The sequence below is a fragment of the Dasania sp. GY-MA-18 genome (assembly GCF_024734385.1).
Lineage (GTDB): Bacteria > Pseudomonadota > Gammaproteobacteria > Pseudomonadales > Dasaniaceae > Dasania > Dasania phycosphaerae.
Genome location: NZ_JANHAP010000013.1, coordinates 80,806 through 96,499, shown reverse-complemented (window position 1 = coordinate 96,499; position 15,694 = coordinate 80,806). Strand labels below are relative to the sequence as shown.

Sequence of the window (15,694 nt, the reverse complement as noted above, 5' to 3'; positions counted from 1 at the left end):
TACCTTCCTTGCAGTAGGTTCATCCTGAACCGAAAATAACTATAAAATGGCCCGCTAATCTTTGCAAATAACTATTTGCAATATCAGATCAGCGAGGAAATATAGGTGTGGTTGATGCGGCGCTTACTAAGCCCCAACAATTTAACACTGCCCTCTTATTTAATCTTATTTTTTTACCCCCCCTTACGAAGCGCGATATGCAAGGAAGCAAGGTAGCTGTTTGCAAGACAGTCGCTGGCATGGATGCCAGCGCCTAGCCTAGGGCCTGCCCCATGAGCGTGCGAGTGCTTTGGGTAGAGCCTGCCCCATGAGCGTAGCGAGTGCTTTGGGTATAGGGACATATTCACGGCGTGTCTTGCAGGCAGCTACCTTGCTTCCCACCCTACCGTATACCCACCACCACAGTAAAAGCTTTACAAGCACTCATCGCTTTCTAATAATAAGCGCAACACAACCCGCCCCAACTTTGGGCTCTTTAAGTTAATAATTGCTATGTCACGTTACCGCCCACCCCGCCCCAAAGGCTCGTTTTACATCACCCCCGAAGGTGAAAAAGCCATGCGCGATGAGGTGTTTCAACTTTGGAAGATAGAGCGCCCGCAAGTGACCTCGGTAGTACATGAGGCGGCTAAAAATGGTGACCGCTCTGAAAACGGTGATTATATATACGGCAAAAAGCGCTTGCGCGAAATTGATAGCCGGGTACGTTTTTTAACCAACCGCCTAGAAAACTTAAAAGTAATACACGACAAGCCCAGCGACCAAAGCAAAGTTTTTTTTGGTGCCTGGGTCACGGTTGAAGATGAACAGGGTAAGGAAAACACCTACCGCATCGTAGGCCCCGATGAGTTTGATTTAAGCCAAAACAAACTGAGTATGGACTCGCCGCTAGCGCGGGCTTTATTAGGCAAAAGCATAGATGACGAAGTCATCTTCAAAACACCGGAAGGTGAAAGAGACTTATATATAGTGGCGGTAAGCTATACCCCACCACAGTCTTAAAAATAAGCGCAACCTTTAGCGCATAATCGCCTAGCCGCTAATAACAAGCAACTATCATAGCCATAACCACCATTACTGCGCCAGCAATCATCTGCAGGCTCATTAATTCAGCAAAAAATAACCAGCCCGCTAAGGCTGCCAAAGGCAAATACAAATTAAAAACGGCTGCTAAAGTAGCTACCGAAACCGTTTTAAAAGCCTGAGCCCAGCTAAAGTTATACAAGGAGCCGAATACGGCAGCTAAGGAAATTAAAGCAATCTGCAGCAGCGATGGTGTTTGCCATACCATCCAAGCAAGGGGTGCAAGCCCTATAGCGGTTAATACCGCCAGCCAAAACATCAACACCCCCGAAGAAATATCACGGCCATAATGTCGAGTTAGTACATTCATCAACCCCCAGCTGGCCGCCCCGACTAGCCCCAATAACACTGGCAGCCACGCTATGGGCTGTGGCTCAGTGCCTATAGCCACAGGGCCTATATCCAGCATGAGGATTACACCAATGAAACCTACGACCACCGCTATATAGCGGCGAATAGGGTTATGCTCCTGAAAAAGTAAGCGGGCAAATACTATAGAAAACAGCGGTTCTAAAAAAAATATTGCCACAGTCAAAGACAATGACAGCTGAGAAAGGGTATAAAAAAAGCTACCTGCGCCAACAAGATTTAGCAACATACGAATACCATGTATGCCAGTTATACTAAAACCTCGCCACCAGCCATATCTATAGGCCAAGGGTAATAAAATGATTCCACCTATCAACCAACGTAAAAAATTTACCTCTAATACAGGCAAATACGCTAATACATATTTAATCACCGTATCAAAAGCGACATTAGCAACTATCGCCAAACCGGCAAAATAAATCCCATAACCAGAACCCAGCTTGGCCGGTAATAAAGCAGTGCTTTGTATCATAAAGTGATAACAGCCTTAACCCCGCCTACAGACTGCGAGCTGAACAATCGACAAACAGGAAAAACAAAGAGAATCCTAGCCCCGTGGTGGCAGCTATGGTACTAATCAACTAGCTCCAACCCGGCCTTACTAGCCGCCTGCTGCTCACGCGCCAGTGCGCGCTGATAGCCCGGCAATAGCTTTACCCGCTCGGCGTGGCGGAGAATAGCCGGATAATCAGCCAGTGAAAAGCCGGCTTCTAAGGCCATGCCGTAACACCAGTGCAAATACACATCCACCATAGAGTACACGTCGCCATACCACCATGAGTTTGCGACTAAGCGCATATTCAGCTCAGCCAATATTAATCGCACATACTCCACGCCTTTGTTGTAAACCCCTGAAGGCTCGGACAGGCTAAAACGTTGAGGCGCACGCAGCATACGTACCGCCGGATGCACTGTGCCTGAGCACCACTGCAAATCGGCATTAATGCGGGCTCGCTCAAGCTCACTATTAATCACAGGTAGCAGCTTGGCCCCAGGGTAAATGCTATGCAAATACATAATCATGGCGCTGTTTTCTGTTAGCAAATCTTCATTGACTAACAACGCTGGCACTTTTGCTCTGGGGTTTACCTTTAGATACTCAGGACTTTTTTGAGCGCCGGAAAAAATATCTATCACACAATCATCGTACTCAAGGCCTATGATTTCTAAAGCAACCATAGTCACCTGTGAACATGCGCCAGGGTAGTGATATAAACAAATTTTAGCCATAAGCGCTCACTGATAAATTGATAACCTTTGCTTAATTATTCAAGCAACAATTGGCTTGCGCTTGTCCAAATAAATAGCCGGTAAAATTGCGCACAAAAAGCATAGTATGATGCCTATAAAACCAATTTTAACGATCAAGTCATAACTTTCGCCATTGACTATGGAGGCTGCCACAAACGGCCCAGTAGACAAACCTAACTTTGACATAACCCCACCCGAAGCTGCTAGCCGGCCGCTAACATCTAAATCGGCACAGATACCAAATAAATACGACAACAAAAATGCCCAAGCTATTTGCAATGTAATATTTAAAATCAAATACCACTGCGCACTAGCAATGTAGAGAAACCCGATAATACTTGCAGCCGACACCAAGGCCGCCGCTGCAATCAACCAGGCTCTACCAAAACGGGTGCTTAACGCCGCTGCCAGCACCGCACCTGCTATACCCACCCACAAACCTATGGCTAATGATAGGTTAACCCAGTCCATCTCTAAACCTATAAACAGCCCTAACCTTTGCAGGTACACAAAAAATTCCATATTTGCGCCCTGGCAAAGAAATAACGAAATCAATGCCAGCACGACTAGAACATAACGACTAGAGGTACTACCCGCTTCCGTTGCTTTAGCAAGGGGGCTGGCGGGTATGGGGTAAGCTGCACAAAATTGGGTAATTATTAAAGCCATCGCCCCCAAAGTCATCAATGATAAAAACATGCCCTTAGCACCAAAATACGGCACCAACATAGGCAGTAAATACATACCCAAACCACCTAAGCTAAAATGGCACATCAACATAACGCCGTAGGCACGAGTAGGATTACTCAACCTCGCCATTACGCCTATTACACAGCCTGCAGCCATACCACCAAAGACCCCCGAAATAAAACGACTGGCCACCAGCAATTCAAAAGACGATAACCAAACCGAAGCGAAATCCATCACCACTAAGGCGCCTAACCCCAAAGTGACAAGTTTCTTCCAAGGGCAGGATTTAATAACCAATACCGCCAACACTGCCCCCAGTGAAGCGCCATAAACATTAGCCGAAGAAATATATCCGGCCTGACTTTCACTAAATCCCAAGCCATCAATTAAAGTACCCACCAAAACAGGTAGTATATTGACATAGTAAATACCCGCCATAGAGATAAACCCCAAGGCAAAATAGGCGAACATACTATTGGGATCGCGCCAGGTAGAGCTTTTTTTATCATTCATATTTATCTCTCACTTATACAACCTAGCTTTCAGGTCATTTCATTTATTTATGCACAGTTATTACGTCAGCATTGCCGGTATTTAACCCAACTGGATTTCGCTGAGACTTAATAGCGCAGCGAACAGCATACAAACACAGCGCTAACAATATTACTGCTGCAATAACAGCACCTAAGAAACCATAAGCCGCCACTAAAAAACCAGATAAAGCAGGCCCCAAGGCCAAGGATACGGTAATCACAAAAGCGCCTAAGCAAACTACACCGGCACCTGCGCCCAAACTAGCCTGCACACCTTGCAAATAAGGCACGGTAAAAGACCAAGCAATATTGAATAACACCATACTAATAATAAAGATGATTAAAGAAGGTGAATACGTCACTAATGACAACAGCACCATCACAATAATGCCTACACCTATAGCTATCGATAGCGCCCTGCCTAATTTCACCCCGACTAACACAACTAATAGCGCACCCAGCAAGCCAGCTAAAGTAGCCAGTGCTAAAGCCTGCGAAATAGCCGCAGCACTAAGCTGCCATGAACTGCCCAGCCTCTCAACCTGTGCCCATACCAGCGACATAGCCAACTCAAACAAGCCTACGGCCAACAGTGCAGGTATGGCTCCTTTGGCCGTTAAAATCTTTCTAAACGAAATGAGCTCACTGTTGTTATTATCCCCGCCCTTAAAGGCAGCTGAAAACAAAATGGCTAATAGCGCAAAACATAGGAAGGGAAGCTTAATAATATCGGCACCAAAGCGCTCAAGCCCAAGGGGAAGAACATACAACAACAATGCCCCTACTAAAAACTGAATCAATAAAAATAAACCAAATCCTCTATCAGGGTCACGACTATTGCCCAGCCAAGTGTAGGTACAACCGGCCACTACACCGCCACCTAGCCCTGATAAAAAACGAAATACATACAACGCCGCCAAGGATTCAAATACTAGCGAAATGATCTCTATCACTAATACGAACAAAGCCGCATAAGATACATTATTTTTTAAACCATAGCGCAGGGTATAACGACTTAACAATAATATACCCATAGACACGCCAAATAACTGCGCTGCGCTGACTGTGCCAGCTACTTTTTGTGAGTACTGCTGGTATTCGACCAACACCCCTACCATTAACGGCAGAGTCATTAGAGGGATAAAGCCGATAAAGCCCGCAAGGGTGACCTGCAACGCTGGAATATAACCACGCACACTAGTAAGGAAACTGCTCATTCACTCTCTCTTTAATAAGGCTGCGCTTAGTGGTAGCGGGTTTAAGCGCATGAATAAGCAATTATTATGAGTGATAGGAGCGGCTGGCTGAATATCAGAAAAGTAATGTATATATTTGAATATAGATCAGCTAACTGAGCTGAAGGGTAGAATGGTAACTACTAATCCAAAAAGTCGGAGGGCGAATGGCAAAACTCCAGCTCAGCTAAGAAGCGCTCAGCCACTACCGGCAGGGACTTTCTATTTCTTGTTACCGCCAAAACATCAGCCTTAACTAAGGTTTGTTCGGGTTTCAGCATACGCATCTGGCCGCTGTCCACCCAGTGCTGGGCATAGTGTATAGGCAGGCTTGCAATATGTTTACCTGATAGCACCAGTAAGGCTTGGCCCTCTATATATTGGGAATGTGAGTTGCTGGTTAGTAGCTCAATTTTTAGTTGAAATTCATCAATAGATTCTAGATAACCCCGATCTATATACTTCGCATCAATTAAGTCTTCATCAGTGATGTCGTCATCATTCATGCCAAAAAATTTATGCCTGTCCCCGCAAAACAGGGCATGGCGAGTTGAGTACAGCGGGGTGTACTCCAGTGATTCATGCTTTTTATTAAATAAGCCAATGACTAGATCTAAGCGGCCATCTAGCACCTGCACTTCTAAATCTACAGGGTCACCGATAAAAACATTTAAACGCACCGCCGGTGCACTTTCTAAAAAGTTACCCAGCGCCATATCTATATGCGAATGGGGATTGGTAATGGCATTATCCATTACGCCTAAATCCAGCTTACCTTTTAACTCTGTGCCAGTTGTAGCCAGCTCTTCTTTGAATTCATCTAGAGCATGAAATAATTTTTCGGTGGCACGTATTACCATCTCACCATCTGCAGTGAGCATAAAGCCTGATTTTCCGCGCTCACATAAGCGCGCGCCCATGCGCCCCTCCAACTGCGACATTTTCGCGCTGATATTGGATTGGCTCATACCCAGCTTTAGCTGCGCCTGAGTAAAGCCTCCGCACTCATAAATAGAATAGAAAATTCTTAGTAGTTTAAGGTCTACGTCGTGAATATTACCCAGCATACTTATACCCTATGAATTTTAATCAACTCAGCCGCGCTCGGGCCACAGAACATAACTTTAGCGCTTGCGTGTCTTTTAGCATAGGCCAATACCCAAACAATTACTCACTAGCAATATTAAAAAAGTCGGCCAGCTCGGCCTCTATACGTACTTTGGCCGATTGTTTCGCTATAACAACCAAGCTGCTATACCCAGTAGCATCCGATGCGTTGCTAATTAATTGCTGGGGGAACCAACGCTCTCTCACTGTTTGTAAAAATAACTGGCCACTGCCATTGGGGTTGGGGGTTAACAACTTTATACGCAGTACTTCACAGTCAACCTTGAGCAAACGCTGATCAATAAAATCCAGCAGCGCCTGCAATGCTATGGGCCTGTCAGTTTTATAAGAGATGGAAAAAACCTGCTCGGGGTGACTGTGGTCTGGGTGGCTATGCTGATCTGTTGAACTTGCTAAAGCCTGCGCCTGCAGGCTGGGCTGCAGCTGCTCTATATACCGGCCAATAGCATCATCTGTCTGGGCAAGCAGCTCGCCGGGCTCGCCTTTAACCGACGTTAACAGCGCCTGAATTTCATTGATATTAGTGGCTGCCTCCCCCTCTATTTTATTTATCAGCACCCTATCGGCATACAGTAACTGCATTCTAGCTTCTAGGCTCTCTTGGTGGGCGCTTAGAAAGTTGTGCGCATCCACTATAGTGATCATACCCTGGTAGCGATAGGGCGAAAGCTTCAACGCATCCGAGTTAAGCTGAGCCAGTATAGGCTCCGGCGAGGCGATACCGCTGGTCTCAATAATTACCCGTGAATAGCGCGGCAGCGCTGCCCGCTCTCTACGCTCGTACAGCGACATTAGCGTCAATTCTAAATCGTCAGCGCTGCTACAGCACAGGCAGCCGTTTTGCATTAATACAATATCGTCGCTAACGGTTTCTAAGATAAGATGATCCAGCCCTATCTCACCAAATTCATTCACAACCACCGCAGTGTCCTGAGCATTGCCCTGGCTGAGGTAGTTTTTGATAAAGCTGGTTTTACCGGCGCCCAAAAAGCCAGTTAGCAAAATAACCGGTATAGGCTCATCGCGATAGAGAGCTATTGATTGGGCTATGGCGCTTAAGCTCTTGCTCACATTTCATCCATCCAACTGCCGTCCCAAAATAATTCAGGGGTTTGGGCTAGCGCTTCAAACGCCCCCACTTTCGGCAGTGCACGCTGCTGACCTTTTGTGCGCTGCTGTAATTCCGCCTTGGCCTGATCAATGAGGCTGCTATCGTGGAATAGCTCTACTGCTGCCATTGCCAAGGTTTCAGAAGCCATTAACGGCCCTGCAAACCCGGCCTTATGGCCCGATAAGGCGGTATATGACCAATGGTGTATGGGGACTTCTTCAGGTACCGCCCAGTTGACCCGGCCCAACGGTATATGCCAACTGACTTCGCCATCATCTTGGCCGTAGTAGTCTACCCCTTCTTGATAATAAGCAATGCTCCTATCTAGCGAAAATTCGCCATTGGGGCGCACAGCCTTTACCAGCTCCTGCTGCCAGGCAACATCTTCATCACTCCATTGTGGCGGGCCTACAATTTCCATATTGCGGTACAGTAACTCACCTAAACTATCATTGGGCAGGTAGCCATGGGATGCAGATATATACTCTCGGTTCAAAACCAGATTATTTTCTTCCGCAACGCGGCCACACACCTCCATCACAAAATTGTAAGCATCCTGTGCCCGGCTATACACATCAGAGCGGGTAGAAAACCAAATCCCCGCCTCACTAGGCACCACCGTAGGGCAATCACCGCCACGACGAATAATTGAACGTATGGTGGCATCAGGAAAATGCTCATGCTGCGCCCGGGTAATGGTTTGCATAGCGGTTTGCAAAGCTTCCATCGCGCTGCACTGGCTAGAGATACCGGCGTGACCCGAGTTACCATAAAAACGCACCTCGCCACTAAACACGGACTGACAAGGGCGAGACATGGCACCATTTTGGTAGTCGCCATGAGAGGTTAACAATACGTCAGGCTTGCCTATGCCACCACGCTCTAATACTGCCACCTTACCCCAAACAATTTCTTCTGCCGGGCAGCCTATTACCCGTATAGAGCCGGGTAGATTATTTCGCTCTAAATAGCGCTTAGCGACTATCGCAGCACCTATATTGGCAGCACCTATATGATTATGGCCACAGCCATGGCCAGCACGGCTACCCAGTGGCTTTCTATAAGGCGTCGCGGCGTTATCCACCCCTGGTAAGGCGTCGTATTCAGCAAAAAAACCCACCGTAGAACCACCCTGCCCCCACGTTGCGGCAAATGCGGTGGGCACCCCACTGAGATTGCGCTCTAAGCTAAAACCTTCTTTTTGCAGCCACTCACCCAATATGCGTACTGACTCAAACTCCAGACACGGCAACTCTGCACACTGCCAGATTTCAGTAAAATAATGTTCGATATCGGCTCTCAGCTCATCGAAAATATGGTGTACCTGTTCCTTGGATTCAGACACTGAAGCATTCACGGCTTAATCTCCACTAATAAGATTTTTCTAAAATCTCAACAACATTAATAAAAGTATGAGTCAGTAAAACCATAACAAGGATAAACCAGTGCTTACATAGCCAAGTTTAGATCTACACATTACAACAAACTTACGCTTACATGATTTTTGGCTTGGTTAAGGTAGGCTCTGCGTGATTCGCAGCCTGATAACGACTGACACCACCGAGCAATTTGATATCTGTGTTTGAAAAAAAGCGGTAGTCAAATCCTCTATAGCCGCACCACAGACTTACAAGCTACAATTTACTGACGGCTGCTGCAGCCATTATTATCGACTACACCGGCACAAATCGGCCTCAAAGCTAACACCACTAATAACTATGCAAGTTATAACCGACCCGCATTTGTGCGGCTTTAAAGTGCTGCAGCAAACGACTAGCCCTTTTTGGCGGCTACAAAAATAAACTCGACCAAATATTCTGGCGTTGCCAGCTTCGCCTCAGCGCAGGCGCGGCTAGGTGGGTGTTCTGGGTCTACCCAAGCATCCCAAATAACATTCATTGCCTCGAAATCATCCATGTTCGCCAGCCAAATAGTTGCCGATAGTATGTGCGATTTATCACTACCCGCTAGGGTAAGTAAACGCTCAGCTTCACTGAGCGCATCCAAGGTTTGCGTGGTAATAGAATCACCTTGCCCCACCTGCCCCGCCAAGTAAATCATATTGCCCTGTATGGACACTTGGCTCATGCGGCCACTTTTTTCTAATCGTGTAATCGCCATGTTGCTTACCCTATTTGCATTAGCTTATAAATCTGCACCCGGCAGTAATAATGGCCATGGATTAGACTCACTGCCTTTATCACAAGGGATTTCAATCACTACAGGGCCGTCTTCCACAAAAGCTTTTAGCAAGACCTTCTTCAAGGCATCTGGGCTAGTCACTCTATAACCTGTTGCGCCAAAGCTTTCCGCCATTTTTACAAAATCAGGATTTACCAAATCAGAAACATGCTGGCGACCATCAAATATGGCGGTTTGATCACGCTGTACGTTATACCAACAGTTATTATTAAAAACTAAGGTCACGAGGTTAATTTTAAATTGAACCGCAGTAGCCAGTTCATTAACGCAAAACATAAAGCCACCATCGCCAGTTATCGCTACTACCGCTTTATCAGGGTTAGCAACTTTTACGCCTAGAGCTGTGGGAAAACCATAACCCAAATTTCCCGAATAGCTACAGGTTACAAAGGTGCGTGGCTCATAAATAGGGAAACCAAAAATAGAGCTAAAGCCTACCTGTGAACTCTCCTCAGAAATAAAACCATCTCTGGGCATCACTTCGCGTATGGCTTGCAAATAATCTACCTGTGGCTGTATGCCATAGATTTTTTTATTAGCTGCAGCTTTAGCCTCTTGTAGACGCTCTGTATTATCACTAAAAGAAACGCCTTTATTTTCCAGGCTGCGGTTAAGTTCAGTCAATGCAATAACTGAGTCGGCGACTATGCCGACATCGGGTTTACGATGGAAAAACTGAGCTGGATCTATGTCTATACGAATGATTTTGATGCCTTTAGGCATATCTACCCAACGATCGTATTGCAACTCTAAGCGACTGCCTATACCAATCAATAGGTCTGTTTGTGGCCACAATTCATAGCCTTGTACCCCATTAAAACCATGTATATGATCATCGGCCACTATGCCTCGGCCGCTGCGGTGAGAAACCACTGGCGCTTGTAACCGTTCCGCTAAAGCTAATACTTCTTGCCCTGCATTGATTGCACCACAGCCTACTGCAATCATGGGGTTTTTAGCATTGCGAATAAGTTCAACCGCCTCGGCAATCGTATCGAGATCCACCTCTTCTGACTGGTAACGTGGCCCGGGGGTAGCGGCTTTGATATCTACAGCCGCAGAACTGTCCATTACATCCCAAGGGGTTTCTAGAGCTACAGGTCGAATTCTGCCAGTACTTAGTTTTTCAAAAGCCTCGGCAATTAAGCCTGGTGCTTGCGAAGGATGGTTAATGCGTTCGGACCACTTTGTTAAAGATTTTAATGTTGCCAGTTGATCTGGCAACTCATGTAAATGCCCTAGCCCTAAGCCAATACCATCGGATGGTATCTGGCCAGTAAGGCATAATACTGGCGCGTGAGCGCTGTAGGCCGAACTTAATGCGGCGGCAGTATTAAGTACCCCTGGACCGGGCACTACGCAGTAGGTACCCACTCGACCTGAGGATTTGGCATAGCCCATGGCCATATAGCCTGCACCTTGTTCATTTCGCACCGATATGGTTTTTACCTTATCCTGGTGACGCCCTAATGAATCAAAAACGTCATAGGCTTGCACACCCGGCATACCGAATACCGTATCGACACCATTAGCTATAAGAGATTGGACGATTGCTTCGCCACCTGACATTTTTTCCATTACAAATCCTATTAAATAACTACTGTGAACATTTGGTCTCAGTGCAAAAAACCACTGATTTTAAAAAAGCTTTAAACCTAGGCCAAAAACTACAGAGTGGCGCTACATTCAATTTCTACTTTTGCGTCTAAAGCCAAACCATTAACGCCAAAAGTACTTCTAGCTGGGTAGTGCTTATCAAAAAAACTTACATAGATACTGTTCATTTTTGCAAAATCACTCATATCTGCCAGCATAACGGTGCAACGTATAATTTTATCCATAGATGAGCCACGGGCGATTAATAGCTGTTTAATATTTTCCATGGCCTGCTGAGTTTCTGCCGTAATACCACCAGCAACCAAACCATCTAACTTATTATCATAACCAATTTGACCAGATAGATAGAGCATGTTGCCTACCTGCACCACATCGGAAAACGGCAGCCCTTGGGCAGCAACATATTCCACCTGAGGCAAGCTAGCATTTTGCCCTGTCGTTTGTGCCTGCAACATAGTGCTAGCAGCTGTCAGCATCAGTGTTATAAAAAGAAAAACTTTCATATATTCCTCATTTATCGCATTAAATATCGTTATTTTTAGCAAACCGCACAATATGCTCTGCCGCCCTAAATGCCAGCGCCATAATAGTCATCGTAGGCTGACCACGCCCTGAAGTCACAAAGCTACTGCCATCACAAATAAAGAGATTTTTTACATCATGTGATCGATGATAACGATCAACTACCGAGGTAGCAGGGTCATCACCCATACGGCAAGTCCCCAATAAATGCGCAGCAATACGAGTAGGCTCTATAGGTGTACCCCATTGCGTAACAGCGCCGGCAGCATCTAATAATTCTGATGCTTTATTAGAAAAGAAAGCCATGTTTTTTAAATCATCGGGGTGATCTTGATAGGTCATACGTATCGCAGGCCTACCCCACTTATCTTTAATCTTAGGATCTAAGGAGACGCTATTTCTCTCCATAGCCAGTGAGGTTAGATGACTAAATAAGGTCAGCGTGCGGGTAAAGTTATGTGCCACCATTTTTTTATAAGGCGCGCCCCACTTAGGTGCTTCAGGCGGCAAACCGTCTAAGGCAAAACCTATAGGCGTATTAGGCAAAGCTCTGGCATCTATGCCACCGCCGCCGTAATAGCCTTTAGATAGATCAGCATCATAAAAATCGTGTATTACTTGGGTAGTGAGTACACTTTTATACTCATTTAATGGCTCTTCAAACACACCCCAGTTTAACGCCTCTGCGTTAAGCATTAAGTATTTTCCTACCAGCCCACTACTATTGGCTAAACCATTTTTGTGGCTCTCAGATGCCGACATTAATAATAAGCGTGGCGTTTCTGCACCATTAGCGCTTAGCACCATGGCCTTACAGCGCTGAGCCTGCTCGTTGCCGTCTTTATCCCAATACTGTACCTGGGTCACACGACCCTGTTTGTTAGTCACTATATTAAACACGGTGCTTTCGGAACGGATCTCGCAGCGCCCCGTGGCCTCAGCCAGCGGTAACATAGTGGAGAGCGACGAGGATTTAGCACCCATTTCGCAAGGATGGCCAGAACAAAACCCACAGTGCATACAGGGCGCACGATTATTGAACGCGGTGGAGTTAATCGCCATAGGCGCAGCAAAAGGTTTTAAACCCAATTTTTCAGCCGCTTTTTTTAACAACACCCCTGAGGATTTAATAGGCAGTGGTGGCATGGGGTAATCTTTGGAACGCGGTGGATCAAAGGGGCCGACTTCACCAGAAACCCCCATCTCCCAATCGACCTTGGTGTAATAGGGTTCTAGCTCTTGATAATCTATAGGCCAGTCAGCAAAACCAGTGCCTTTGATAGGCCCCAATAAACTGCGTTCTTTAAAATCCACTTCGTGAAATCGCCAAAAATTAGCGCCATAAAGCACACTACTACCACCCACCATTTGGCCATACATCAAAGGCCTATAAGATAACTCTTTAGCCTCTTCATCTTCGGTTTCGCGATAGGTTTGCGGGGTATCAGCTAAGCTGCCCCCCATCATTTTTTGATTAACAGAGTTCATCCATTCATCGTGGGGTAAAAAGTCCCCTAGGCCATAACGCTTGCCTTGCTCTAACACTACTACATTAAAACCGGCGGTTGATAACTCTTTAGCCATAATGCCGCCTGCGGCACCAGAACCTACGATGACAAAGTCAACTTCTTCTGTGGTAGAAAATTTATTGCCGCTAACAGCAGTTGCCGCTGCACCTTGGTGACTGTGATGTGTGTTGGCCATAAAACTTACCCCTTGATTTTTAATACTTGCGCGTCGTAATAACCAAACGGGGATTGCCAATAACCTTGATCTTTAAAGCCTATTAAATCCCAGCCAACCTTATTTTTATTGCCGCCATAAGAAGGACTGGCAAACATACCGCATAGCGTCAAAAACCGAAGCAACTCAAAAAATGGTGTTGTTTCTATACTTTGCAATAAGGCAATTTGCTGATCATTAGCCAGAGCTATAAACACCTTAGCGTGTAATTTTTTAGCTTGAGCATCTAAAGCCTGCGCGCCATCTTTAATAATATCGGCGATATGCGCTTGCTCGTTTTGCAACACGTTATCGACAAAATAAACAACCCCGGCTTCTCGCGCTCCTGGACTATCATCCGATGGGATAATCTGTGCAGCCACAGCATCTACCGCTACAGCTTGCGCGGGCGTTAGTACTCTATAGCCAGCATTATTATTTCTTGCCGCCTGAGCCTCTTGGCTGGCAGCGCTTATAGCCGGCAAACTCAATGTCAGCCAAGCGCAGCCCACCATATTGCCCGACGCCTGCATAAAGCGCCTGCGTGTAAGTTGTTTACTGTCCATACTTCACCTATTAGTTGTGGTTAGTACTAGCCCATAACGGCCTTAACTTCGACAAAATCCTCAAAACCATAAACGCCCCACTCACGGCCGTTACCCGACTGCTTGTAGCCACCAAAAGGGGCCTGAAAGTCAGCTAGCGCACCATTGATATGCACCATACCTGTACGTAATTTCCGCGCCATGGCCCGTGCTTTATCTGTATCACCCGAGTGTATATAGCCTGATAAGCCATAGGGCGAATCGTTGGCAATGTCTAGCGCTTGTTGTTCATCGCTGTAAGGCATAATCGCCAGTACAGGCCCAAAAATTTCTTCACGAGCGATCAACATATCATTGCTAACATGAGAGAAAATGGTGGGTTTAACAAAATAACCTTGCTCACAACCTTGTGGCTTGCCTAATCCGCCATAGGCTAAATGGCTGGCCTGCTCTATAGCTTTAGCGATTAACTGCTGCACCTTATTAAACTGCATCTCACTGGCTAACGGCCCCATGGTGGTCGCCTCATCACTGGGATCACCTATCACCAAACTGTCAGCTACCTGCTGCGCCAGAGCAACAATTTCATCATGTAAATGGGCTGGCACTAACATACGGCTAGGCGCATTACAGGACTGCCCTGTATTTAAAAAGCACTCCAGCACTCCGTCCTCAACTGCCTTAGTTAAATCCGCATCAGCCAAGATTATATTCGCCGACTTGCCACCCAACTCTTGAGCCACACGCTTTACACTATCGGCTGCCGTTTTTGCTACCTGTATACCCGCTGCCGTCGAACCGGTAAATGAAACCATATCAACATCAGGGTGATTGGATAAACGCGTACCCACAGCTTTGCCATCGCCATGCACTAAGTTAAATACACCTGCTGGCACTCCGGCCTCATCCATTACCTTAGCAAACACAGTTGCACTTAGTGGCGCGATTTCACTAGGCTTTAATACCACGGTGCAACCTGTTGCCAAGGCTGGCGCCACCTTGCAAGCAATTTGATTTAAGGGCCAGTTCCAAGGCGTGATTAAGCCGCAGACCCCGATGGGCTCTTTATAAACCACACTATCCCCTACCACTTCTTCAAAGCGGTAGCGTTTAAGCACTTCCAGCGCAGCTGCCAAGTGGCCAACACCGGCGTCGGCCTGTAACTGCTTAGCAAAACCAATAGGCGCACCCATTTCGTCACTAATGGCTTGGGCAATCTCATCATAGTGGTCTTGATATGCCTCTATAATGCGCTGTAACAAACTCACACGCTCACCCACACTGGTTTGGCCATACAACTGAAAAGCCTGTTTAGCAGCCGCTACGGCCTTATCAACATCCTCAGTGCTACCCAGTACGATTGAACCTATTTCTTGCTCTGTAGCAGGGTTAACCACTGCCAATGTCTCTGAACTGATAGGGTTTACCCATTCACCATTAATATAAAATTTCTTCTGGTAATACATTGCCAGCCCTTGTTATAAAATTTTTAGTCAAAACCTTGAGAAAATCAGCGTAACAAGAACACAGAACTCGATACATACTCGGTTTCTTGTGCATACATTGCAAAACCAGAAAGTCACCCCACTAACCGCCTCCAATACAACAACCAACTAAATAGAGCGCAGCCAAACCCCTGGTAAAAATTAGTAAACGCTCACAAAAAATATCAATCACAGGCCACTG

At 46.2% G+C, this 15,694-nt stretch carries 14 protein-coding genes; 1 reads left to right on the top strand and 13 read right to left on the bottom strand.

Annotated elements, in window-relative coordinates; translation table 11 throughout:
* Window positions 1-492: 492 nt before the first annotated feature.
* Complete coding sequence (gene greB, locus NO559_RS15025) at window positions 493-1,002, top strand: transcription elongation factor GreB (protein ID WP_258332695.1); 510 nt, start codon at window positions 493-495, stop codon at window positions 1,000-1,002.
* Between the two features lie 37 nt (window positions 1,003-1,039).
* Here the strand turns inward: greB and NO559_RS15020 are convergent, their stop codons facing one another.
* The 13 genes from NO559_RS15020 to NO559_RS14960 form a co-directional block, all read right to left on the bottom strand.
* Window positions 1,040-1,924, bottom strand: a complete 885-nt coding sequence (locus NO559_RS15020; RefSeq protein WP_258332694.1) for a DMT family transporter — start codon at window positions 1,922-1,924, stop codon at window positions 1,040-1,042.
* 101 nt (window positions 1,925-2,025) lie between these two features.
* Window positions 2,026-2,682, bottom strand: a complete 657-nt coding sequence (locus NO559_RS15015; protein WP_258332693.1) for a glutathione S-transferase family protein — start codon at window positions 2,680-2,682, stop codon at window positions 2,026-2,028.
* Window positions 2,683-2,721: 39 nt separating this feature from the next.
* A complete protein-coding gene (locus NO559_RS15010) occupies window positions 2,722-3,906 on the bottom strand; it encodes an MFS transporter (protein WP_258332692.1) in 1,185 nt (394 codons plus the stop codon).
* A gap of 43 nt (window positions 3,907-3,949) precedes the next feature.
* Window positions 3,950-5,143: an MFS transporter gene (locus tag NO559_RS15005; protein ID WP_258332691.1), complete on the bottom strand. Its 1,194-nt coding sequence runs from the start codon at window positions 5,141-5,143 to the stop codon at window positions 3,950-3,952.
* A 161-nt stretch (window positions 5,144-5,304) separates the two neighbouring features.
* Window positions 5,305-6,228 (bottom strand): LysR family transcriptional regulator, encoded by a 924-nt coding sequence (locus NO559_RS15000; protein WP_258332690.1) that lies wholly within the window; start codon window positions 6,226-6,228, stop codon window positions 5,305-5,307.
* 100 nt (window positions 6,229-6,328) lie between these two features.
* On the bottom strand, window positions 6,329-7,360 hold the full coding sequence (locus NO559_RS14995) for a GTP-binding protein (RefSeq protein WP_258332689.1): 1,032 nt from the start codon (window positions 7,358-7,360) through the stop codon (window positions 6,329-6,331).
* Entirely contained in the window at window positions 7,357-8,757 is a 1,401-nt protein-coding gene (locus tag NO559_RS14990) for a M20/M25/M40 family metallo-hydrolase (protein WP_258332688.1), read from the bottom strand. Before NO559_RS14990 ends, NO559_RS14995 begins: the two co-directional genes overlap by 4 nt.
* Window positions 8,758-9,173: 416 nt before the next feature.
* The gene (locus tag NO559_RS14985) at window positions 9,174-9,521 is read right to left on the bottom strand and encodes a RidA family protein (protein ID WP_258332687.1); all 348 of its coding nucleotides are present in this window, start codon (window positions 9,519-9,521) and stop codon (window positions 9,174-9,176) included.
* A gap of 24 nt (window positions 9,522-9,545) precedes the next feature.
* Entirely contained in the window at window positions 9,546-11,180 is a 1,635-nt protein-coding gene (locus tag NO559_RS14980; RefSeq protein ID WP_258332686.1) for a thiamine pyrophosphate-dependent enzyme, read from the bottom strand.
* A gap of 89 nt (window positions 11,181-11,269) precedes the next feature.
* Window positions 11,270-11,722: a RidA family protein gene (locus NO559_RS14975; protein WP_258332685.1), complete on the bottom strand. Its 453-nt coding sequence runs from the start codon at window positions 11,720-11,722 to the stop codon at window positions 11,270-11,272.
* Window positions 11,723-11,741: 19 nt separating this feature from the next.
* Window positions 11,742-13,445 carry a GMC family oxidoreductase gene (locus tag NO559_RS14970; protein WP_258332684.1) on the bottom strand — a complete coding sequence of 568 codons (1,704 nt, stop codon included), beginning with the start codon at window positions 13,443-13,445 and terminating at the stop codon, window positions 11,742-11,744.
* A 5-nt stretch (window positions 13,446-13,450) separates the two neighbouring features.
* Window positions 13,451-14,029: a gluconate 2-dehydrogenase subunit 3 family protein gene (locus NO559_RS14965; protein ID WP_258332683.1), complete on the bottom strand. Its 579-nt coding sequence runs from the start codon at window positions 14,027-14,029 to the stop codon at window positions 13,451-13,453.
* A gap of 26 nt (window positions 14,030-14,055) precedes the next feature.
* A complete protein-coding gene (locus NO559_RS14960; RefSeq protein ID WP_258332682.1) occupies window positions 14,056-15,474 on the bottom strand; it encodes an aldehyde dehydrogenase family protein in 1,419 nt (472 codons plus the stop codon).
* Window positions 15,475-15,694 lie beyond the last annotated feature (220 nt).

What these genes read in the sequence shown, in the direction of transcription:
- greB (WP_258332695.1), top strand. Translation starts at nt 493, where the DNA reads ATGTCACGTTACCGCCCACCCCGCCCCAAAGGCTCGTTTTACATCACC.
- NO559_RS15020 (WP_258332694.1), bottom strand. Translation starts at nt 1,924, where the DNA reads ATGATACAAAGCACTGCTTTATTACCGGCCAAGCTGGGTTCTGGTTAT.
- NO559_RS15015 (WP_258332693.1), bottom strand. Translation starts at nt 2,682, where the DNA reads ATGGCTAAAATTTGTTTATATCACTACCCTGGCGCATGTTCACAGGTG.
- NO559_RS15010 (WP_258332692.1), bottom strand. Translation starts at nt 3,906, where the DNA reads ATGAATGATAAAAAAAGCTCTACCTGGCGCGATCCCAATAGTATGTTC.
- NO559_RS15005 (WP_258332691.1), bottom strand. Translation starts at nt 5,143, where the DNA reads ATGAGCAGTTTCCTTACTAGTGTGCGTGGTTATATTCCAGCGTTGCAG.
- NO559_RS15000 (WP_258332690.1), bottom strand. Translation starts at nt 6,228, where the DNA reads ATGCTGGGTAATATTCACGACGTAGACCTTAAACTACTAAGAATTTTC.
- NO559_RS14985 (WP_258332687.1), bottom strand. Translation starts at nt 9,521, where the DNA reads ATGGCGATTACACGATTAGAAAAAAGTGGCCGCATGAGCCAAGTGTCC.
- NO559_RS14980 (WP_258332686.1), bottom strand. Translation starts at nt 11,180, where the DNA reads ATGGAAAAAATGTCAGGTGGCGAAGCAATCGTCCAATCTCTTATAGCT.
- NO559_RS14975 (WP_258332685.1), bottom strand. Translation starts at nt 11,722, where the DNA reads ATGAAAGTTTTTCTTTTTATAACACTGATGCTGACAGCTGCTAGCACT.
- NO559_RS14970 (WP_258332684.1), bottom strand. Translation starts at nt 13,445, where the DNA reads ATGGCCAACACACATCACAGTCACCAAGGTGCAGCGGCAACTGCTGTT.
- NO559_RS14965 (WP_258332683.1), bottom strand. Translation starts at nt 14,029, where the DNA reads ATGGACAGTAAACAACTTACACGCAGGCGCTTTATGCAGGCGTCGGGC.
- NO559_RS14960 (WP_258332682.1), bottom strand. Translation starts at nt 15,474, where the DNA reads ATGTATTACCAGAAGAAATTTTATATTAATGGTGAATGGGTAAACCCT.